Source organism: Pseudomonas oryzihabitans (assembly GCF_032027545.1).
In the GTDB taxonomy this organism is placed as follows: domain Bacteria; phylum Pseudomonadota; class Gammaproteobacteria; order Pseudomonadales; family Pseudomonadaceae; genus Chryseomonas; species Chryseomonas oryzihabitans_F.
In genome coordinates this window covers 247,109-266,081 of record NZ_JAVSJB010000008.1, presented here as the reverse complement: position 1 = coordinate 266,081, position 18,973 = coordinate 247,109, and the positions used below count along the sequence as shown (strand labels likewise).

Below are 18,973 nucleotides of genomic sequence, written 5' to 3'. Positions count from 1 at the left end.
TCCCGCCGCTTCTCCGTGGCGCCCATGATGGACTGGACGGATCGTCACTGCCGCTATTTCCACCGCCTGCTCTCGCAGCATGCCCTGCTCTATACCGAGATGGTCACCACCGGCGCCCTGCTGCATGGTGATGCCCAGCGCTTCCTGCGCCATGACCAGGCCGAGCATCCCGTAGCGCTGCAACTGGGTGGCAGTGTGGCGCAGGAGTTGGCCGCGGCGGCGCGGCTGGGCGAGCAGGCGGGCTATGACGAGATCAACCTGAACGTCGGCTGCCCCAGCGATCGGGTGCAGAACAACATGATTGGCGCCTGCCTGATGGCCTATCCCGAGCGCGTGGCAGACGCCGTCAAGGCGATGCGCGATGCCGTGGCCATTCCGGTGACGGTCAAGCACCGCATCGGTATCTCCGGCCGCGACAGCTACGACGCACTGCGGGACTTCGTCGGTCAGGTCGCCGACGCCGGTTGCCGCAGCTTCACCGTCCACGCCCGCATCGCCATCCTTGAGGGGCTCTCGCCCAAGCAGAATCGGGAAGTCCCGCCGCTGCGCTACGAGGTGGCCGCGCAACTGGTGCAGGATTTCCCGGATCTTGAGTTCATCCTCAATGGCGGCATCAAGACCCTGGAGACCTGCCGCGAGCAGTTGCAGGTCTTCGACGGCGTGATGCTGGGGCGCGAGGCGTACCAGAACCCCTATCTGCTGGCCGAAGTGGACGCTGCGCTGTATGGCGCGGATCGTCCGCAGATCAGCCGGCATGAGGTCATGCTGCAGCTACGCCCCTACGTCGAGGCACATCTGCAACAGGGTGGCGTCGTCCATCACGTCACTCGTCATGTCCTCGGCCTGGCGCAAGGTTTTCCCGGCGCGCGGCGCTTCCGTCAACTGCTGTCCACCGAGTTGCATCGCAGCCCTGATCCGCTGCGCCTGTACGACGAGGCCACTGAACTTCTCAGGGGCCATTGAGTCACGTCTCCACGATATCCATTCGTTAACCGAAGGAAAGACTGCCATGAGCAAGCTGGAACAACTCAAGCAATACACCACGGTCGTTGCCGACACCGGCGACCTGGACGCCATTGCCCGCCTCAAGCCCTACGACGCCACGACCAACCCCTCGCTTCTGCTCAAGGCGGCTGCCCTGCCCCGCTACGAAGACCACCTGCAGGCTGCCTTCAGCGGCGCCGGTGGCGACATCGGCCTAGCCTGCGATCGCTTCGCCGTGGCCGTGGGTGGCGAGATCCTCAAGCTGATCCCCGGCCGCATCTCCACCGAGGTGGACGCGCGCCTGTCGTTCGAAACCGTCGCCACCCTGGAGCGCGCCCATCGCCTGATCGAGCTCTATGAAAAGGCCGGCATCGGCAAGGACCGCGTGTTGATCAAGATCGCCTCCACCTGGGAAGGCATCCGCGCGGCCGAGCAACTGGAGAAGGAAGGCATCCAGACCAACCTGACCCTGCTGTTCTCCTTCGCCCAGGCCGCGGCCTGTGCCGACGCCGGCGTGTTCCTGATCTCGCCCTTCGTCGGCCGGATCTACGATTGGTACAAGAAGGCCGAAGGCCGTGATTACGAAGGCGCCGAGGATCCGGGCGTGAAGTCGGTGACGCGCATCTACCGTTACTACAAGGCCAACGGCTACAAGACCGTGGTCATGGGCGCCAGCTTCCGCAACCTGAACCAGATCGAACAACTGGCCGGCTGCGACCGCCTGACCATCAGCCCCGAGCTGCTGCAACAGCTGTCTGACGCCCAGGGCGACCTGCCGCGCGCGCTGACCGCCGACACTGGTAGTGGCGAACCCAAGCAGCAGCTGAACGAGGCGGCCTTCCGCTGGGCGCACAACGAGGATGCCATGGCGACCGAGAAGCTGGCCGAAGGTATCCGCCAGTTCGCGCGGGATCAGGAAAAGCTGGAAGTGCTGCTGCCGGGCAAGCGCTGAGCGACGATTGGGTCAGTGCCTTTCCAGGGCACTGACCAGATCGCGAAAGGCATTGCGGTTGGATTCGTTCAGGCCCATCAACACCCGATGGGCTTCCAGCACGCGACTGCGCACCTCGGCTTCGGATTGGTCCTGCGGTGGCAGGTCGGTGAGGCACTCGGGGCAAGGCAGCACGGTCTCGACGATATTGAACACCTGATCGAAGCCCATGGAATCCAGCAGCCGCAGGATGTCCGGGTTGTTCGTCGTCAGCATGGGCAGCAGCCCGATACGTTGGCGCGACAGGATGGACAGCTTGGCCAGCAGGCCCAGGGTGGTGCTGTCGATACTCTGCGTCTCGGTCAAGTCGATGACGATGGATGAGAAATTCAAGGACGAGAAGATGTGCTCGATGGTCGCATCCAGCGCCGAGCAGAGGGTCAGGCGCACCTCGCCGGTGAATTTCAGGACGAAGGTACCGTCCTGCTCGGCAAATTGGATTTTTCCGGTGCTCATGCCAGATTCCTGCTCAACACCAGCAAAGCGATATCGTCAGGCATGTCGTTGACCGCTGCCAGCTCAAGGGCTTCACTCAGGCCTGCCAGTGTACCGCCGGCGCGGCGGACGTATTCGGGCAGGCTGCGTTCTTTCTCTTTCAAATTGTCTCCCGGCAGCAGGTCGAAGATGCCATCCGAAAAGAGGGTCAGGCTGAAGCGCTCCGGCAACGCCATCTGGTAGTCATTGTAGGTGGCCTCCTGGAACAGGCCCACCGGCAACCCCTTGCCTTCCAGGAAGCGGGTCTCGTCCGGCGTGTGCAGGACCGGCAACGGCAGGTGACCACCGATGCTGTAGCTCAGGGTCTCGGTGGTCTCGTCGATCACCCCGCCCAGCATGGTCACGTGTTTGCCCAATTTGCAATCGAGCAGACCCCGATTGATGTGGCCGAGCACATCCGACGGCTTGAATTCGGGTAGCGTACCGTTGCGCTTGGACTCGTACAGCAGCCGGGTGGTCATGAACTTGAGCAGCACCGTGACGAACGCCGACGAGGCGCCGTGCCCGGAAACGTCTGCCAGGTAGAAGGCGACGCGATGCTCGTCGATACGAAAGTAGTCGACGAAATCGCCGGACAGGTACAGCGATGGGATGATCTCGTGGGCGAACTTCAGCCCCTCGGTTTCCCAGGGTGTCACCGGCAGCATGTTCATCTGCACATGGCGACCGGCGTTCTGGTCTTCCTGCAGCAGGCTCAGGCTGGCCTGCAACTCGCGATTGGTGTTCTCCAGCTTGACCCGGTAGCGATCGTTCTCCAGGCGTAGCCGGGCACGATCCAGCGCCCGGTTCACCGAGTGCTCGAGCACCACCAGGTCTTCCAGCGGCTTGATCAGGTAATCGGCTGCACCCAGGCGCAGGGCCTCGACGACATCGCTCATCACCCCCGCGCCGGAAAGCACCAGCACGGGCGTATCGATGGATAGTTCACTGATCCGGCGCAGCAGCGTCAGCCCATCGACCTGCGGCATGCGCAGGTCGCAGATGATGAGATCAGGCTGTTCACGCTCGAAGATCTGCAGGCCCTGCTGGCCATTGCTGGCTTGCAGGACATTGAAGCCACTGTCCTCGAGATAGTCGGCGAGGCTGAGGCGAACCACCTCGTCATCGTCAATGATCAAGAGCGTGGCAGGCGTATTAGACATAGAGGATCCAGGCATGCACCCGAACGGCTAACCGGCGGACGCTATCCGACACGGGCCACGGTGATTACGACACGGCGAGACACTACTCCCATCCACCCAGGCGTTCAAGCTTGCCAACGGGATGGATTTTCTTTACAGGGTGCCTTTCTTGAGTTTATACCTCAAGCCTAACGCTATCCATCCTCCCACGCAGTAGGATTGCCATGAGTACCAGTGACCGCTCTTACAGTGAAAAGCGCGACTTCATTCGCATGAATATCGATTCCCAGGCCATCCTCAAGGTGGGAGACCAGAGCTTCGATGCCCGCTGCGTCGATATGTCCAGCACCGGCTTCCAGATCGAAGCGGAAACCGCGCTCTCGGTCGGTGACCGGGTGACGGTGGTCATTCCCTCCAGCCATGCCGAACTCAAGGGGCTGGAAGCAGATGCCGAGGTGCTGCGCGTCCAGGCCACCGACTCGGGCAAGCAGCTGCTCGGACTGTCCGTGCTCGAAATGCGCTAGGTGCAACAGCAACGAAAAAAGGCAGCCTCAGGGCTGCCTTCTTGTTTCGTAGCGCCGTGCGCTAGAAATCGTCTACCACATGGCCATCGTTGACCTTGAATTCCCGGGTCTGCAGATAGGCGTTACGGATGAAGACGTACTTGTCGCCGGTGATCAGGCGCTCGGCCTGCAACAGGCCGGCGCGGGTATCGACGGTGCTGAGGGCGAAGGCGCTGTTGCGGACAGCCACGTCGTCCACATAGGGATAGGCACTGGTGTAGCTGTCCGGGATACGGCCGAGCCCGTCACGCACGCTGCTGGGGCCAAAGAACGGCAGCACCAGGTAGGGACCGCTGCTCGCGCCCCACTTGCCCAGGGTCTGGCCGAAATCCTCGTCGTTGCGCTGCAGACCGGCCTTGGTAGCCACGTCCACCAGGCCGAGGCCACCCAGGGTAATGTTCATCAGCAGCCGCGCGGTATCCACCCCGGCGTGCTCCACCTTGCCCTGCAGCAGGTCGTTAGCCAGGTTGCGCACGTCCCCCAGGTTATTGAAGAAGTTGCTCACGCCCGTCTGCACGAAGCCCGGCGTGAAGCGCTGGTAACCCTGGGCGACCGGCTTGAGCGCATAGGTGTCCAGGGTATCGTTGAACACGAAGATCTTGCGGTTGAAGCCCTCCCACGGATCGGGATTCTCGGCTTCCGCCGCCATCGCCTGACCGGCAAACGCCAGGGCTGTCGACAGCAGCACTCCCCAGACCCTGGAACCCCGTCGCTCGACCGTCATCGCTTCTCTCCTAGTTGCACTCAGACGCCTGAAAGGCGCCGATTATAGTCATAGCTTTGCTACTTTGGCTCAGTGGCCGAGCTCAGTCATTCGATCTTTGACCCGTCGTTGCGGTCAAAGAATCCGGACACAGGAGAAACGCCATGACCACGTCTCATCTGCAGGACCAACTCGACGAACTCCGCCACCAGCTGGATCAGGATCCGCCGTCTTCGCCCGAGGACCGGGAAAGTCTAGAGCTCTTGATCCGCGACATCGAATTCCAGCTGGCTAACGAAGACGCTACCCATACCAGCGACAGCAGCCTGGTGGACGGCGTCAATCTGGCAGTGGAACGCTTCGAAGTCAGTCACCCCACCATGGCCGGTACGCTCAGGTCGATCATGAACAGCCTCAGCAGCATGGGCATCTGATCACTGCCGTACGTAACGTTCGATCCCGTGCTGGATATCGTCGCTGCTGCGGTAGGGATTGATGTCCAGCCCACCCCGCCGTACATAGCGGGCGAATACCGTGAGCCGCTCTGGCTGGAGTATCCGCCAGAGGTCCAGATAGATGCGCTCCACGCACTGCTCATGGAAGTCGGCGTGCTGGCGAAAGGCGACCAGGTAACGCAGCAGGCTGGCTGGATCCAGCGACAGCCCTGCTTCGTACTCGACCACCACGGTACCCCAGTCCGGCTGACCGGTGACCGGGCAGTTCGACTTGAGCAGATGACTATAGAGGCGCTCGCTATTCCGCGTCTCGCCGACGCTCAAGGCCTGGGCCTGCGGCTCGGCATAGCGGTCCACGGTGACGTCCAGGTCGTCGATGCACTGGCCGGCAGGCCGCTGGATGCCCCGGGCGGCCCAGTCATCCAGCGATAGCAGCGTGACCCCGACCGTGGCGCCAGCGGCTGCGCTCAGATCCCCGGCCAGAATGGCTTCGAGTTCGCCCAGAGAGGCGAACACCGACTGGTTCAGGGAGTTGAGGTACAGCTTAAAGGACTTGGACTCGATGATGTTCGGCGACGCCGCCGGGATGGCAAATTCCGCGATGGCGACCACCGGCTTGCCCGACGGCAGCAGCCAGGACAGCTCGTAGCAGGTCCAGACATCCACACCGCGGAACGGCAGCGCCTCCGCGCTCAGGCCTAGCTCCGCCCACTTGGGCGCCCGTGGGATGGGATAGAGCAAGGCCGGCTCGTAGTGGCTGACGTACTCGGTGCTCTTGCCCAGGGGCGATTGTTCTACGCTCTGCATGACTCTTTCGACACTCAGTGACGCATGCCACGCCCGCTGACGAGCAGGCGGATGCTGACCAGATAAAGCACGACCACGGCGAACAGCATGAAGGCGATCGCCACCCCGATGCGGATGTCCGACACGCCAAGGATGCCGTAGCGGAAGGCGTTGACCATGTGCAGGATGGGGTTGACCAGGGATACCTTCTGCCAGAACTCGGGCAGTAGGTCGATGGAATAGAAGACCCCGCCCAGGTAGGTCAGAGGCGTCAGCACGAAGGTCGGCACGATGGAGATGTCGTCGAAGTTGCGTGCGTAGACGGCGTTGATGAAGCCACCTAGGGCGAAGATCGCCGCGGTCAGGACGATCACCAGCAGCATGATGCCGATGTGGTGCACCTGCATGTGAGTAAAGAACAGCGACAGCAGGCTGACGATGGCCGCCACGGCCAGGCCGCGCAGAATGCCGCCCATGGCGTAGCCGATGAGGATGACGTGGGGCGAGACCGGCGAGACCAGCAGTTCTTCCACCGAGCGCTGGAACTTGCTGCTGAAGAAGCTGGACACTACGTTGCTGTAGGCGTTGGTGATCACTGACATCATGATCAGGCCCGGTACGATGTACTGCATGTAGGTGAAGCCACCCATGCCACCGATGCGGTTGCCGATCAGGTTACCGAAGATCACGAAGTACAGGACCATGGTGATCGCCGGGGGCAGCAGCGTCTGCGCCCAGATACGGGTGAAGCGGCGTACTTCGCGGTGGACGATGGTCCGCAGCGCCACCATGTTGGCTTGGAATTCGGTACTCATCGGGCGACCTTGGCTAGATTTTTTTCCACCAGGGAGACGAACAGCTCCTCCAGGCGGTTGGCTTTGTTTCTCAGGCTCTGGACCTGGATGCCGGCGGCGTCCAGTTGGCGGAACAGCGCATTGACACCGCTGGCCTTGTCGATCTGCACCTCGAAGGCGTGATCGCCCAGCAACCGGGTCGGATAGCCTTCCAGTTGCGGCGCGGTCGTCAGCGGCTGGACCACGTCGACGATGAAGGTCTCCACGTTGAGCTTCTGCAGCAGCTTGCGCATGCTGGTGTGCTCGACCAGCTCACCGTGATCGATGATGGCGATGTTACGGCAGAGCTGTTCCGCCTCTTCGAGATAGTGGGTGGTGAGGATGATGCTGGTCCCCTGCCGATTCAGCTCGGTGAGGAAAGTCCACATGGAGCGACGTAGCTCGATGTCCACCCCGGCGGTAGGCTCGTCGAGAATCAGCAGCCGGGGCTTGTGGATCAGGGCGCGGGCGATCATCAGGCGACGCTTCATGCCGCCGGAGAGCATGCGCGACGGAGTATCACGCTTGTCCCACAGTCCGAGCTGGGTCAGGTATTGCTCGGCGCGCTCGCCGGCGATGCGGGCGGGTATGCCGTAGTAGCCGGCCTGGGTCACCAGGATATCGAAGGCCTTCTCGAACTGGTTGAAGTTGAACTCCTGGGGTACCACGCCGAGGCAGCGCTTCAGACCGGCCGGGTCCTTGTCCAGGTCATTGCCGAACACCGAGACCTGGCCACCGGTCTTGTTGATCAGGGTCGACAGGATGCCGATGGTGGTCGACTTGCCCGCCCCGTTCGGACCGAGCAGCGCGAAGAAGTCACCTTCGACCACATCGAGGTCGATGCCCTTGAGGGCGGTGAAGCCGTTGTTGTAGGTCTTGGTCAGACCACGAATGGAGAGAGCTAGACTCATGTGCCTCCCGGCAAGAACTGATTCGCAAAGAAAAGTACTACTTCCTATAACCCCGGCAGGAAGCAAAGGTTCGATCCTAGTCGAACCAGACAACGTCGGACAGTGCCCCTATACTGCGCAGCCGCTTTTTCAGGAGACACCCATGGCCACTTCCTATCTCGATCACCACGTTGCCCTCCTCGCCCAGCTGCGTGGGGTCCTGGCCGATGTCGGCGCGGCCGAGCAGGTGCCCTCGGAGAACCACGCGCTGTTCCTCGACCGCTTCGATGAGCTGGTCGCCGGGCTGCCCAAGGCGCCCGAAGAATACGCCTACCTCGGTCAGGATCTGCTCAGCCAGATCTTCAGTCGTTATCCGCAGATCGCCCACCGGGTGCCGCGCGACCTGCTGTGGTTCTTTGGCGGCGATTGCCTGCACTTCATGCCGGACGAAGAGCTGGAGCTCTATCAGCGACTGGACGAACGCCGCCATGAGGCGGAATCCCGTGGCGAAGCCTTCGACTGGGCGCAGGAACAGCGCCTGATGACCCTGCCGGCTGACGCAGCGCGCCATTGAAACGCCAGAGGGCTATCGACCAGGTCGATAGCCCTCCGCCACCGCACGAACGCGCTACCTTTTAGTAGTAGGCGTTTTCGCGATTGGTATGGTCGGTCACGTCGCGCACGGCGGTGAGCTGGGGGATCCGCTCCAGAAGGGTGCGCTCGACACCATCCTTGAGGGTGAGATCGACCTGGCCGCAACCCTGGCAACCACCGCCGAAGCGCAGCACCGCGACGTTGTCGTCGACGATATCCACCAGGCTGACCATGCCACCGTGGCTGGCGAGGCCCGGATTGATCTCGGTCTGCAGGTAGTAGTCGACACGCTCGTTGAGCGGGCTATCCTCGTTGACCATGGGCACCTTGGCGTTGGGCGCCTTGATGGTCAGCTGGCCGCCCATGCGGTCGGTGGCGTAGTCCACCAGGGCGTCTTCGAGGAAGGGCTGGCTGATGGCGTCGATATAGGCAGTGAAGCTCTTCAGACCGATGGGCTGGTCATCGGGCTTCTCTTCGCCGGGCTTGCAGTAGGCGATGCAGGTTTCGGCGTACTGGGTACCGGGCTGGGTGATGAAGATGCGGATACCGATCCCAGGGGTGTTCTGCTTTTCCAACAGGTCGGCCAGGTAATCCTGAGCCGCGTCGGTAATGATGATGGCGCTCATGGTCACTCCTCAACAGGTGTGACAAGTTTACGCCACCCCACCCCTAGACGAAAGCCCTAGTGAAACAGTCGGATAATCGTCTCAATCCAGGCTCTGCACGAAACTGGTCACTCGATTGCGCCCCGCGTGCTTGGAATCGTAGAGCGCCTTGTCGGCCTGCTGGATCATCTGCTCGTGGTTACCCAGGGGTACCGAAAGATCGGTGATACCGATGCTGATGGTGAAGTTCAGCGGCGTTCCGAGCACGTCCAGGCGCATCGCCTCGACCGCCTCACGCAACCGTTCGGCGAGCAGCCGCGCACCGTCGACGCCGGTATCGAGCAAGACGATGCCGAATTCCTCGCCACCGTAACGGCCGGCGATGTCGGCGGTACGGACGTGGGTCTTGATCATTCCGGCCAGAGCCTTGATCGCCTGGTCACCTACGGCATGGCCGTAGGTGTCGTTGATACGCTTGAAGTGATCGATGTCGAGCATCATCAAGGCCATGCGGCCGCCATAGCGCTGGTGCCGGGCGAACTCCTCGGTGAGGCGCTCCTCCCAGTAGCCGCGGTTGGCCAGGCCGGTGAGCCGGTCGGTACGCGACAGCTCCTGCAGCTTGTCGTTGGAAAGCTCCAACTGGCGCTTGTTGATGGCCACGTCGGTAACGTCGTAGATCACCACGCAGATGTGCGCGATGGCGCCGGTGGAGTCGCGCAGCGGCAGCAGGGTCACGTTCTGGTACATGAAGGCTTCCACCCCGGTGATCGGCTGGTAGCTCTTGAAGTGGACCAGGTAGGGGCGCTGCTCCCAGATCGAGAACGCCCGGGTGCCCAGCAGGACGACGCTCTCGGCCTTGGCGCGGAACCAGGCTTCGTCGATCTCGGCGAAGACGGCGAACAGCGATTGCTGGCTGACCTCGCTGAGAATCCGCCCGGAGTGGTTCTCCATGAAGCTGTTCCAGACCTCGATGCGGTAGTCGAGGTCGAGCACCACGACGCCGACGTCGATGTTCTGCACGATGTCCAGCAGCCAGTGGAGCTCGTTGATGTCGATCTGTGCGGCCATGCTCAACTCATCAGGTAGCCGATCTTGCGAGTGATGCGCTTCACCGAATCCTCGGTGAACAGCAGCAGCAGATCGAAGTGGACGTTATGGCCTTCCAGGCTGTAGCTGAGTTCGACCGCCAGGGTCTTCTTCCAGCGGGTCTTGTTGACGACGATGAGTTCGTCGATGGACGCATGGTGACCGAGGATGGTGGGGTGGCCCTGGGAGAAGCGGATGTCGAACTGCTCGGCGATGCCGGCGAGGCAGGCGCCGATGATGATGCTGGACAGGTCCAGCAGCATCTCGATGTCACCGGACTCCCCTGCCTCGCGCCAGCGCACCAGGCGCGCCATGTCGTCGAATTCGGAGTCGTGGAAGATCAGCAGGGCTTCGCCAGCGATACCCTCGCCGATGTAGCCCTGGCACACCGCGCTGAGGCGATTCTCCCGCTGCGCATCCTGCAGTGTCATATGCAGCTCGCTGACTTCCAGGATGTTGACGTTGGGGATGGGCAACTGGACGAAGACGTCCAGCGCTTTGGCCAGCAACGCCCCGGCGCGCCCCATGGAGACGTTGACCACCTCGCGCAGGGCATCGCGGAAGCTGACCTGCAATTCCGGGCGCTCGATCGACTCGGCGGATTCCGCCGTTGCCGCCGCATTGGCGCTATAGATGCCGTGGCGTTCGAGCACCTTGACGAGTTCGCCGGGATCGGCCGGCTTGCGAATGAAATCCAGGGCGCCCAGTTCACGGACGCGAGCGACGGCCTGCTCCTGAACGTCCCCCGAGACCACGATCACCTTGACCGGCAGGCCTTCGCTGCGGATGGCCGCCAGGGTCCCGTAGCCATCCAGGACCGGCATGGTCAGGTCCAGCAGCATGACCTGGCCGAGCCCCTGGCGCAGGGCGGCCAGGGCTTCTTCGCCATTGGTAGCCTGGGTGATGGATACCGCCCAGCCCTCCGGCAGGGAGCGAACCAGCTGCTTGCGCGCCATGTTCGAGTCGTCACAAATCACCAGAGGAATCACGGCCACCTTCCATGACGCAGTTTTGACGCACAGTAAACGTCGGTCACTGCACAGTAAAGCAGCTCGTGCCGCGCCTGCACGCCACGGGCGCCAGATGCCGCGTCCCGCTGGCATGAACGGTGCGCCGGGGCTGCATGAGCGGCGTTCATCATCAGCGTCTGCCGACCACGGGCGTAGCCCTGGCTTTTGCTATGCTGCCGCCCTTCGCCAGTATCTCTTCATCTCTCTGGAACGCCCATGACCGATCGTACCGCTCGCCTCGCCGCCCTCCGCCAAGCTCTCGGACAGCGCATTCTCATCCTCGACGGCGGCATGGGCACCATGATCCAGAGCTACCGGCTGGAAGAGGCGGACTACCGTGGCGAGCGCTTCGCCGACTGGCCCAGCGACGTCAAGGGCAACAACGACCTGCTGCTGCTGACCCAGCCCAAGATCATCGCCGAGATCGAGAAGGCTTACCTGGATGCCGGTGCCGACATCCTCGAGACCAATACCTTCAACGCCACCCGGGTCTCCCAGGCCGACTACGGCATGGAAGAAATCACCTACGAGCTGAATCTGGCCGGCGCCCGGGTCGCCCGCGAGGTGGCCGATGCCAAGACCCGGGAGACGCCGGATCGCCCGCGCTTCGTTGCCGGGGTGCTCGGCCCTACGAGCCGCACCTGCTCCATCTCCCCGGACGTCAACAATCCCGGCTATCGTAACGTCACCTTCGATACGCTGGTGGAGAACTATACCGAGGCCACCCGCGGCCTGATCGAGGGCGGCGCCGACCTCATCCTGATCGAGACCATCTTCGACACCCTCAACGCCAAGGCAGCGATCTTCGCCGTCCAGGGCGTGTTCGAAGAGGTCGGCATCGAGTTGCCGATCATGATCTCCGGTACCATCACCGACGCCTCCGGCCGCACCCTCTCCGGCCAGACCACCGAGGCCTTCTGGAACTCGGTGCGTCATGCCAACCCCATCTCCGTGGGGCTCAACTGCGCCCTGGGCGCCAAGGAGCTGCGGCCCTACGTCGAGGAACTGGCGACCAAGGCGGATACCTTCGTTTCCGCCCACCCCAACGCCGGCCTGCCCAACGCCTTCGGTGAATACGACGAAAGCCCCGAGCAGATGGCCGTAGTGGTCGAGGAATTCGCCGCCAGTGGCCTGCTCAACATCGTCGGCGGCTGCTGTGGCACTACCCCGGCGCATATCCAGGCCATCGCCGAGGCGGTCGCCAAGCATCGGCCGCGCCAGTTGCCGGAGATTCCCAAGGCCTGTCGTCTCTCCGGCCTTGAGCCCTTCACCATCAGCCGCGAGTCGCTGTTCGTCAACGTCGGCGAGCGCACCAACATCACCGGCTCGGCCAAGTTCGCCCGACTGATCCGCGAAGAGAACTACGCCGAGGCCCTGGAAGTGGCCCAACAGCAGGTAGAGGCCGGCGCCCAGGTCATCGACATCAACATGGACGAGGGCATGCTGGACTCGAAGGCGGCCATGGTCACCTTCCTCAACCTGATCGCTTCCGAGCCGGACATCTCCCGGGTACCGATCATGATCGACTCCTCCAAGTGGGAGGTGATCGAGGCGGGCCTGAAGTGCATCCAGGGCAAGGGCATCGTCAACTCCATCTCCATGAAGGAAGGCGTCGAGGCCTTCATCCATCATGCCAAGCTGTGCAAGAGATACGGTGCGGCAGTGGTGGTCATGGCCTTCGACGAAGACGGCCAGGCCGATACCGAGGCGCGCAAGAACGAGATCTGCGCGCGCTCCTACGACATCCTGGTCAACCAGGTGGGCTTCCCACCGGAAGACATCATCTTCGACCCGAACATCTTCGCCGTGGCGACCGGCATAGAGGAACACAACAACTACGCGGTCGACTTCATCAACGCCTGCGCCTATATCCGCGACAACCTGCCCTACGCCCTCACCTCCGGCGGCGTGTCCAACGTCTCCTTCTCCTTCCGCGGCAACAACCCGGTGCGCGAGGCCATCCACTCGGTCTTCCTCTACCACGCCATCCAGAACGGCCTGACCATGGGCATCGTCAACGCCGGCCAGCTGGAGATCTACGACGAGATCCCCGCCGCGCTGCGCGAGAAGGTCGAGGACGTGGTGCTCAACCGCACCCCCGAGGGCACCGACGCCCTGCTGGCCATCGCCGACGACTACAAGGGCGGTGGTGCGGTCAAGGAGGCCGAGACCGAGGAGTGGCGCGGCCTGCCGGTGGGCAAGCGACTGGAGCATGCGCTGGTCAAGGGCATCACCACCTATATCGTCGAGGACACCGAGGAGTGTCGCCAGCAGTGCGCGCGCCCCATCGAGGTCATCGAAGGCCCGCTGATGAGCGGCATGAACGTGGTCGGCGACCTGTTCGGCTCGGGCAAGATGTTCCTGCCCCAGGTGGTCAAGTCCGCCCGGGTGATGAAGCAGGCGGTGGCGCACCTGATCCCCTTCATCGAGGCGGAGAAAGGCGACAAGCCCGAGGCCAAGGGCAAGATCCTAATGGCCACGGTCAAGGGTGACGTCCACGACATCGGCAAGAACATCGTCGGGGTGGTACTGGGCTGCAACGGCTACGACATCGTCGACCTCGGCGTCATGGTCCCGGCAGAGAAGATCCTGCAGACGGCGATCGCCGAGAAGTGCGACATCATCGGCCTCTCTGGCCTGATCACCCCCTCACTGGACGAGATGGTCCATGTCGCCAAGGAGATGCAGCGCCAGGGCTTCACCCTGCCGCTGATGATCGGCGGCGCCACCACCTCCAAGGCCCATACCGCGGTCAAGATCGAGCCGCAGTACAAGAACGATGCCGTGGTCTACGTCACCGATGCCTCGCGCGCGGTGGGCGTGGCTACTCAGTTGCTGTCCAAGGAACTCAAGGCCGGCTTCGTCGAGCGCACCCGTGCCGACTACGTCGAGGTGCGCGAGCGTACCGCCAATCGCAGCGCCCGCACCGAACGCCTGTCCTACGAAAAGGCCGTGGCCAACAAGCCGGCCTTCAGTTGGCTGGGCTACCAGGCGACCAAGCCGAGCTTCACCGGCACCCGGGTGCTGGAGGACATCGACCTGGCGGTATTGGCCGACTACATCGACTGGACGCCCTTCTTCATCTCCTGGGACCTGGCCGGCAAGTATCCGCGCATCCTCACCGACGAGGTGGTGGGCGAAGCGGCGACCGCGCTGTTCCACGATGCCCAGGCCATGCTCAAGAAGCTGATCGACGAGAAGCTGATCAAGGCCCGCGCCGTGTTCGGCTTCTGGCCGGCCAACCAGGTGCGTGACGACGACCTGGAAGTCTATGGCGAAGACGGCCAACGCCTGGCCACCCTGCACCACCTGCGCCAGCAGACCATCAAACCCGAGGGCAAGCCCAACCTGTCCCTGGCCGACTTCGTCGCGCCCAAGGACAGCGGCGTGACCGACTACATGGGCGGCTTCATCGTCACCGCCGGTATCGGTGCCGAGGAGCTGGCCAAGGACTACGAGCGCAAGGGCGATGACTACAACTCCATCATGGTCAAGGCCCTGGCCGACCGTCTTGCCGAGGCCTGCGCCGAATGGCTGCACGAGCGGGTGCGCAAGGAGCACTGGGGCTACGCCGCGGACGAGACCCTGGACAACGAGGCGCTGATCCGCGAGCAATACAAGGGCATCCGCCCCGCCCCCGGCTACCCGGCCTGCCCCGACCACACCGAGAAGGCCACCCTCTTCGCCCTGCTCGACCCCGAGGCACGCTTCAACGAGGCCGGTCGCAGCGGCGTCTTCCTCACCGAACACTACGCCATGTTCCCGGCAGCGGCCGTCAGCGGCTGGTACTTCGCCCATCCCGAGGCCCAGTACTTCGCCGTGGGCAAAATCGACAAGGATCAGGTGGAGCGTTATACCGAGCGCAAGGGGCAGGAGTTGGCGGTGACGGAACGGTGGTTGGCGCCGAATCTGGGGTATGATGCATGACGGTATTAGTACCCTTCCACGGCCGCGAACTGTAGCTAATCCATCGACACACAAATATGACTTACAAGGAATGTATTGGTATGCGCCAAATCATCGGAATGATAGTTTTCACGTTGGCCTTTCAAGCACTTGCAGAAAGCAAGAATGAAAAAATCGAGCGACTCATAGAGGCCCAGGGGTTGAAAGAGGCGTGGGGGCAGCAACTTGAACAGAGCAAAGAATACGGCTTGAAGTTTAGTGCACAGATTAACGAGCAAATCCTTTCCCAGCTGACTCCCAATGAAGATTTCAAGCAGCGTTTCAAAGTTGCGAACGATAATTTTGTAGAGGCATCAGGTGCATTGTGGACCGCCGACAAAATGGTTTCGCTCTGGGCCAAGTATTATGGCCCTGAATTTTCTGAAAAAGAGCTTGACCAGTTAATTAGCTTCTACTCATCCCCTATTGGACAAAAAGATCTTAAAGTCACAAAAAGCTCTTTAAAGAGTATGTACACCTACTTTGAAGAGGCAAACCAACCCATCATAAAAAAAGCTACCGACGATTACATAAAAGAGCTAAAGCTAATCGCCATTCAGTGCAACTGCGCCAAACAATCCAAGCCCTCCACTTCAACCCAACCGAATACAGCCCAACCCAACTGATAGCAAGATAGAAACGAATTAGTTACAAGCCCCTACAGACACCTGAAATCCAAGAGGTTGATAAGCTCTAGAAGACGCCGGTTATTGGTTAGCCTTTATGCCTTAGACGCCTCAGGTAACAAAAACGCGGCCCTTTTCGCGGGCGTCCCTACTAGGGTGTAGGGACTTCCATCGACGAGGACCGCGTGCCCATGAAAGGCCTTACCCTAGCCGCCGGCAGTCTCCTGCTCGGTCTCGCCACCCTGAACGCCAATGCTGCGCCCCAGGCCCTGAGTGAAGCTCAGTGGCCCTTCACCGCCACCCCACGGGCCACCCTGGACGCGCCCTGGGCCATCGCCTTCCTGCCGGATGGCACGGCGCTGGTCACCGAGAAAGGCGGCGTCCTCAAGCACCTGAACGTGCAGACCGGCAAGGCGCAGGACATCAGCGGTGTGCCCAAGGTGGTCGCCGCCGGCCAGGGCGGGCTGGGCGACGTCATCCTGCATCCCCAATACGCCAGTAACCGGCTGATCTACCTGAGCTATGCCGAGGCCGGCGAAGGCGACACCCAGGGTGCTGCGGTCGCCCGGGCCAAGTTGAAGCTGAACACCGACGGCAGTGGTTCGCTCAGCGAGCTACAGGTGATCTGGCGCCAGACGCCCAAGCTCACGGGCAACGGCCACTATGGCCACCGGATGAGATTCGGGCCGGACGGCAAGCTGTGGATCACCTCGGGTGAACGGCAAAAATTCACACCGGCCCAGGACATGACCGGCAACCTGGGCAAGCTCATCCGCCTCAACGACGACGGCAGCACGCCGGCGGACAACCCCTTCGCCCAGCAGGGCGGCGTGGCGGCGCAGGTCTGGTCGCTGGGTCACCGCAACCCGCTGGGCATCGCCTTCGACACCCAGGGTCGCCTGTGGGAACAGGAGATGGGCCCCCAGGGTGGCGACGAATTGAACCTGATCCAGCGTGGCGGTAACTACGGCTATCCCGAGGTCTCCAATGGCGATCACTATGGCGGCAAGCCGATCCCGGATCACGCGACGCGCCCGGAATTCATCCCGCCGAAGATCACCTGGACGCCGGTGATTTCCCCGGCCGGATTGATGATCTACGAGGGCAGCCGCTTCCCGGCCTGGAAGGGCAATGCCTTCATCGGCGGCCTGTCTTCCAAGGCGCTGGTGCGGATCGAACTCAAGGGCGAAGAGGCACGCGAAGTCGAGCGCTATGCCATGGGCACGCGCATCCGCGACGTCGAAGAAGGTCCCAACGGCAGCCTCTGGGTCCTGGAAGACGGCGCCAAGGCACGGCTGCTGGAGTTGCAGCCGAAATAGCCAGCAGGATCACCCAGGGACGGGTGACCGCTGTCTCAACGCAACTCGGAAGGCGAGCGGCGGACGATCTTGATCGAGTGCTTGATCTCGGGTTTGCGGGTCACGCTGATCGGCCGCTTGGTGACGGTGTCCAGGGTGATGTTCCAGAAGCCGGTGCTCGGGACGGTGATGCGCGCTGGAAAGGTGTCGAAGGCGCCGCCGTGATAGGAGTGGCGGCCGCCGTTCTTGAAGCTGCGGAAATTGGCATCGTTCATCAGGCGGATGTTGCACACCCCCGAACTCTGGATGACGACCAGGTCGCCCTCATTGAGATGCTCGCGCTGGTGGATGAACTTCATGACGGGTCCTCGTCTTGCAAAGGACTAGGATAGCATCCCTGCCCTGTCCTATTATCGCCGCCCGCCCTCGACCTGCCCTTTTCCCATGCGTATTTCCGATGTCGTCCAGTTGCTCGCCGATGCCGGCGCCAAGCCCAAGCACAGTGCCCGGATCCTCCGCGCCTGGTGCCAGGGGCTGCCCCTGGATACCGGCACCCGGCGCCAGCAGGCGGAGAACTTTCTGCCGCTGGAGGTACGCCAGGCCATCCCGGCACTGACCGCGCGACTGGAAGGCCTGGCCCGGGTGACCTCGGAGCATCCGGGAGCCGACGGTTCGGCGCGGATGCTGGTGACCCTGGGCGATGGCCAGGCGGTGGAAAGCGTGCTGCTGCCGCGCGACGGGCTCTGCGTGTCGTCCCAGGTCGGCTGCGCGGTGGGCTGCGTCTTCTGCATGACCGGCAAGAGCGGCCTGCTGCGCCAGGTGGGCAGCGCCGAGATCGTCGCCCAGGTCGCCCTCGCCCGGCGCCTGCGGCCAGTGAAGAAGGTGGTCTTCATGGGCATGGGCGAGCCGGCCCACAACCTCGACAACGTCCTGGACGCCATCGACCTGCTGGGCACCGCCGGCGGCATTGGTCATCGCAACCTGGTGTTTTCCACGGTGGGCGATCCCCGGGTGTTCGAGCGCCTGCCCCGGCAAGAGGTCAGGCCAGCGCTGGCGCTGTCGCTGCACAGCACCGATGCCGAGCGCCGTGCCCGGCTGCTGCCCAGGGCGCCACGCTACGAGCCCGCCGAGCTGGTCGAACTCGGCGAAGCCTATGCGCGACTGATCGGCTATCCCATCCAGTACCAGTGGACGCTGCTATCCGGCATCAATGACAGCCAGGAGGAAATGGACGAGCTACTGCGCCTGCTGAAGGGCAAGTACGGCGTACTCAACCTGATCCCCTACAACAGCCTGGAAGTGGACGACTACCAGCGTCCCGATGGCGAGCGCATCGTCCAGATCGTGCGCTACCTGCATAGCCGCGGTGTTCTCACCAAGGTGCGCAACTCCGCCGGGCAGGACGTCGATGGCGGTTGCGGCCAGTTGCGGGCAAGGGCCGAGGTGCTGCGGCCAAGGCGAGTCAGCGCCTGACCGATCGTCCCGTCCAGGAACCCGCCCATCAGGTCAGGCGGAACGCTGACCTTTTCGGTCTTTCTGACTGCCTTTGCACCATTCAAAGGGAAGCACTCTTCATGCAGGACCGCAGCTATCGCCACGACCCTTTCATCGCCGGCCTGAAGGAACGGCTCCCGGACGAGCTACGGGAGTCCTTCACCGAGGAACAGTTGGAAGCGCTCAAGTTGGCCTTCGGTACCCGCAGTTGGGGCAAGCACAGCATCGATCTGCGCGGCACCCTCAAGTTCTGGCATCGCCGCTACTACTTCGTCGTGCTGGCCGGGCGCAACTACCGGCAGCTCTCGCGCCTGGAGCAGGAATTGTCGCTGCTCGGCAAGGCCACCATGCTCGCGGTGATCCTGCTGGCCTGCGGCCTGGTCGGGCTGGTGTTGCTCTATCTGCTCAAGTCCGCGCTCGGCATCGACATCCTGCCGGATTATCACGTGGGACTTTGGGACTGGTTCAAGGGTCTGTTCGAGTAGCACGGATTC

The 18,973-nt window shown here is 62.6% G+C and carries 20 protein-coding genes; 10 read left to right on the top strand and 10 right to left on the bottom strand.

What is annotated here, in order from left to right; all coding sequences use genetic code 11:
- Both dusA and tal read left to right on the top strand, forming a co-directional pair.
- Positions 1–963, top strand: a 963-nt coding sequence (dusA, locus tag RND78_RS16175) for a tRNA dihydrouridine(20/20a) synthase DusA (RefSeq protein ID WP_312730208.1), incomplete at its 5' end; no start/stop codon positions are given.
- A gap of 46 nt (positions 964–1,009) precedes the next feature.
- Positions 1,010–1,936 carry a transaldolase gene (gene tal, locus RND78_RS16170; RefSeq protein WP_312730206.1) on the top strand — a complete coding sequence of 309 codons (927 nt, stop codon included), beginning with the start codon at positions 1,010–1,012 and terminating at the stop codon, positions 1,934–1,936.
- 12 nt (positions 1,937–1,948) lie between these two features.
- On the opposite strand, the gene rssC is transcribed toward tal, so the two are convergent.
- A complete protein-coding gene (gene rssC, locus RND78_RS16165) occupies positions 1,949–2,431 on the bottom strand; it encodes an anti-sigma factor antagonist RssC (protein WP_059229407.1) in 483 nt (160 codons plus the stop codon).
- Positions 2,428–3,612, bottom strand: coding sequence for a two-component system response regulator RssB (rssB, locus tag RND78_RS16160; RefSeq protein ID WP_059229409.1), 1,185 nt, complete (start codon positions 3,610–3,612; stop codon positions 2,428–2,430). Before rssB ends, rssC begins: the two co-directional genes overlap by 4 nt.
- Positions 3,613–3,815: 203 nt before the next feature.
- On the opposite strand from rssB, the gene RND78_RS16155 reads away from it, so the two are divergent.
- Positions 3,816–4,115 (top strand): PilZ domain-containing protein, encoded by a 300-nt coding sequence (locus RND78_RS16155; RefSeq protein WP_312730204.1) that lies wholly within the window; start codon positions 3,816–3,818, stop codon positions 4,113–4,115.
- Positions 4,116–4,176: 61 nt separating this feature from the next.
- Here RND78_RS16155 and RND78_RS16150 read toward each other — a convergent pair whose 3' ends face one another.
- Positions 4,177–4,878: a VacJ family lipoprotein gene (locus tag RND78_RS16150; protein WP_312730202.1), complete on the bottom strand. Its 702-nt coding sequence runs from the start codon at positions 4,876–4,878 to the stop codon at positions 4,177–4,179.
- 143 nt (positions 4,879–5,021) lie between these two features.
- Here RND78_RS16150 and RND78_RS16145 point away from each other — a divergent pair, with 143 nt between their 5' ends.
- A complete protein-coding gene (locus RND78_RS16145) occupies positions 5,022–5,291 on the top strand; it encodes a DUF4404 family protein (protein ID WP_312730200.1) in 270 nt (89 codons plus the stop codon).
- Here RND78_RS16145 and queF read toward each other — a convergent pair whose 3' ends face one another.
- The 3 genes from queF to RND78_RS16130 are packed head-to-tail and all read right to left on the bottom strand — an operon-like array spanning position 5,292 to position 7,842.
- Entirely contained in the window at positions 5,292–6,119 is an 828-nt protein-coding gene (queF, locus tag RND78_RS16140; RefSeq protein ID WP_312730199.1) for an NADPH-dependent 7-cyano-7-deazaguanine reductase QueF, read from the bottom strand.
- A gap of 14 nt (positions 6,120–6,133) precedes the next feature.
- Positions 6,134–6,913 (bottom strand): ABC transporter permease, encoded by a 780-nt coding sequence (locus RND78_RS16135; RefSeq protein ID WP_059229419.1) that lies wholly within the window; start codon positions 6,911–6,913, stop codon positions 6,134–6,136.
- The gene (locus RND78_RS16130) at positions 6,910–7,842 is read right to left on the bottom strand and encodes an ABC transporter ATP-binding protein (protein WP_312730198.1); all 933 of its coding nucleotides are present in this window, start codon (positions 7,840–7,842) and stop codon (positions 6,910–6,912) included. The genes RND78_RS16135 and RND78_RS16130 overlap by 4 nt, the downstream gene beginning before the upstream one ends.
- Before the next feature lie 142 nt (positions 7,843–7,984).
- Here RND78_RS16130 and RND78_RS16125 point away from each other — a divergent pair, with 142 nt between their 5' ends.
- Positions 7,985–8,395 carry a PA2817 family protein gene (locus tag RND78_RS16125; protein ID WP_312730197.1) on the top strand — a complete coding sequence of 137 codons (411 nt, stop codon included), beginning with the start codon at positions 7,985–7,987 and terminating at the stop codon, positions 8,393–8,395.
- A gap of 61 nt (positions 8,396–8,456) precedes the next feature.
- Here the strand turns inward: RND78_RS16125 and nfuA are convergent, their stop codons facing one another.
- The 3 genes from nfuA to RND78_RS16110 form a co-directional block, all read right to left on the bottom strand.
- Positions 8,457–9,041, bottom strand: a complete 585-nt coding sequence (gene nfuA, locus RND78_RS16120; RefSeq protein ID WP_312730196.1) for a Fe-S biogenesis protein NfuA — start codon at positions 9,039–9,041, stop codon at positions 8,457–8,459.
- 81 nt (positions 9,042–9,122) lie between these two features.
- The gene (locus tag RND78_RS16115) at positions 9,123–10,088 is read right to left on the bottom strand and encodes a diguanylate cyclase (protein WP_312730195.1); all 966 of its coding nucleotides are present in this window, start codon (positions 10,086–10,088) and stop codon (positions 9,123–9,125) included.
- Between the two features lie 2 nt (positions 10,089–10,090).
- Entirely contained in the window at positions 10,091–11,062 is a 972-nt protein-coding gene (locus RND78_RS16110) for a response regulator (protein ID WP_409457057.1), read from the bottom strand.
- A 270-nt stretch (positions 11,063–11,332) separates the two neighbouring features.
- Between RND78_RS16110 and metH the strand changes: the two genes are divergently transcribed.
- The 3 genes from metH to RND78_RS16095 all read left to right on the top strand — a co-directional run bounded on the left by metH (position 11,333) and on the right by RND78_RS16095 (position 17,006).
- Positions 11,333–15,043, top strand: a complete 3,711-nt coding sequence (gene metH, locus RND78_RS16105) for a methionine synthase (RefSeq protein WP_312730193.1) — start codon at positions 11,333–11,335, stop codon at positions 15,041–15,043.
- Between the two features lie 80 nt (positions 15,044–15,123).
- Positions 15,124–15,687: a DUF2059 domain-containing protein gene (locus tag RND78_RS16100; protein ID WP_312730192.1), complete on the top strand. Its 564-nt coding sequence runs from the start codon at positions 15,124–15,126 to the stop codon at positions 15,685–15,687.
- A gap of 191 nt (positions 15,688–15,878) precedes the next feature.
- A complete protein-coding gene (locus RND78_RS16095) occupies positions 15,879–17,006 on the top strand; it encodes a PQQ-dependent sugar dehydrogenase (RefSeq protein ID WP_312730191.1) in 1,128 nt (375 codons plus the stop codon).
- 35 nt (positions 17,007–17,041) lie between these two features.
- Here the strand turns inward: RND78_RS16095 and RND78_RS16090 are convergent, their stop codons facing one another.
- Complete coding sequence (locus RND78_RS16090; RefSeq protein ID WP_133863084.1) at positions 17,042–17,344, bottom strand: DUF1883 domain-containing protein; 303 nt, start codon at positions 17,342–17,344, stop codon at positions 17,042–17,044.
- A gap of 85 nt (positions 17,345–17,429) precedes the next feature.
- Here RND78_RS16090 and RND78_RS16085 point away from each other — a divergent pair, with 85 nt between their 5' ends.
- Positions 17,430–18,458: an RNA methyltransferase gene (locus RND78_RS16085; protein WP_312730189.1), complete on the top strand. Its 1,029-nt coding sequence runs from the start codon at positions 17,430–17,432 to the stop codon at positions 18,456–18,458.
- 101 nt (positions 18,459–18,559) lie between these two features.
- The gene (locus RND78_RS16080) at positions 18,560–18,964 is read left to right on the top strand and encodes a 3-phosphoshikimate 1-carboxyvinyltransferase (protein WP_312730188.1); all 405 of its coding nucleotides are present in this window, start codon (positions 18,560–18,562) and stop codon (positions 18,962–18,964) included.
- Positions 18,965–18,973: the final 9 nt, after the last annotated feature.

Bases quoted from the DNA above. Each gene is read 5' to 3' on its own strand.
- RND78_RS16145 (WP_312730200.1), top strand. From the start codon at position 5,022: ATGACCACGTCTCATCTGCAGGACCAACTCGACGAACTCCGCCACCAG.
- nfuA (WP_312730196.1), bottom strand. From the start codon at position 9,041: ATGAGCGCCATCATCATTACCGACGCGGCTCAGGATTACCTGGCCGAC.
- RND78_RS16135 (WP_059229419.1), bottom strand. From the start codon at position 6,913: ATGAGTACCGAATTCCAAGCCAACATGGTGGCGCTGCGGACCATCGTC.
- RND78_RS16080 (WP_312730188.1), top strand. From the start codon at position 18,560: ATGCAGGACCGCAGCTATCGCCACGACCCTTTCATCGCCGGCCTGAAG.
- metH (WP_312730193.1), top strand. From the start codon at position 11,333: ATGACCGATCGTACCGCTCGCCTCGCCGCCCTCCGCCAAGCTCTCGGA.
- RND78_RS16100 (WP_312730192.1), top strand. From the start codon at position 15,124: ATGCGCCAAATCATCGGAATGATAGTTTTCACGTTGGCCTTTCAAGCA.
- RND78_RS16090 (WP_133863084.1), bottom strand. From the start codon at position 17,344: ATGAAGTTCATCCACCAGCGCGAGCATCTCAATGAGGGCGACCTGGTC.
- rssC (WP_059229407.1), bottom strand. From the start codon at position 2,431: ATGAGCACCGGAAAAATCCAATTTGCCGAGCAGGACGGTACCTTCGTC.
- RND78_RS16095 (WP_312730191.1), top strand. From the start codon at position 15,879: ATGAAAGGCCTTACCCTAGCCGCCGGCAGTCTCCTGCTCGGTCTCGCC.
- RND78_RS16155 (WP_312730204.1), top strand. From the start codon at position 3,816: ATGAGTACCAGTGACCGCTCTTACAGTGAAAAGCGCGACTTCATTCGC.
- RND78_RS16130 (WP_312730198.1), bottom strand. From the start codon at position 7,842: ATGAGTCTAGCTCTCTCCATTCGTGGTCTGACCAAGACCTACAACAAC.
- tal (WP_312730206.1), top strand. From the start codon at position 1,010: ATGAGCAAGCTGGAACAACTCAAGCAATACACCACGGTCGTTGCCGAC.
- queF (WP_312730199.1), bottom strand. From the start codon at position 6,119: ATGCAGAGCGTAGAACAATCGCCCCTGGGCAAGAGCACCGAGTACGTC.
- RND78_RS16150 (WP_312730202.1), bottom strand. From the start codon at position 4,878: ATGACGGTCGAGCGACGGGGTTCCAGGGTCTGGGGAGTGCTGCTGTCG.
- RND78_RS16125 (WP_312730197.1), top strand. From the start codon at position 7,985: ATGGCCACTTCCTATCTCGATCACCACGTTGCCCTCCTCGCCCAGCTG.
- rssB (WP_059229409.1), bottom strand. From the start codon at position 3,612: ATGTCTAATACGCCTGCCACGCTCTTGATCATTGACGATGACGAGGTG.
- RND78_RS16110 (WP_409457057.1), bottom strand. From the start codon at position 11,062: ATGGCGCGCAAGCAGCTGGTTCGCTCCCTGCCGGAGGGCTGGGCGGTA.
- RND78_RS16085 (WP_312730189.1), top strand. From the start codon at position 17,430: ATGCGTATTTCCGATGTCGTCCAGTTGCTCGCCGATGCCGGCGCCAAG.
- RND78_RS16115 (WP_312730195.1), bottom strand. From the start codon at position 10,088: ATGGCCGCACAGATCGACATCAACGAGCTCCACTGGCTGCTGGACATC.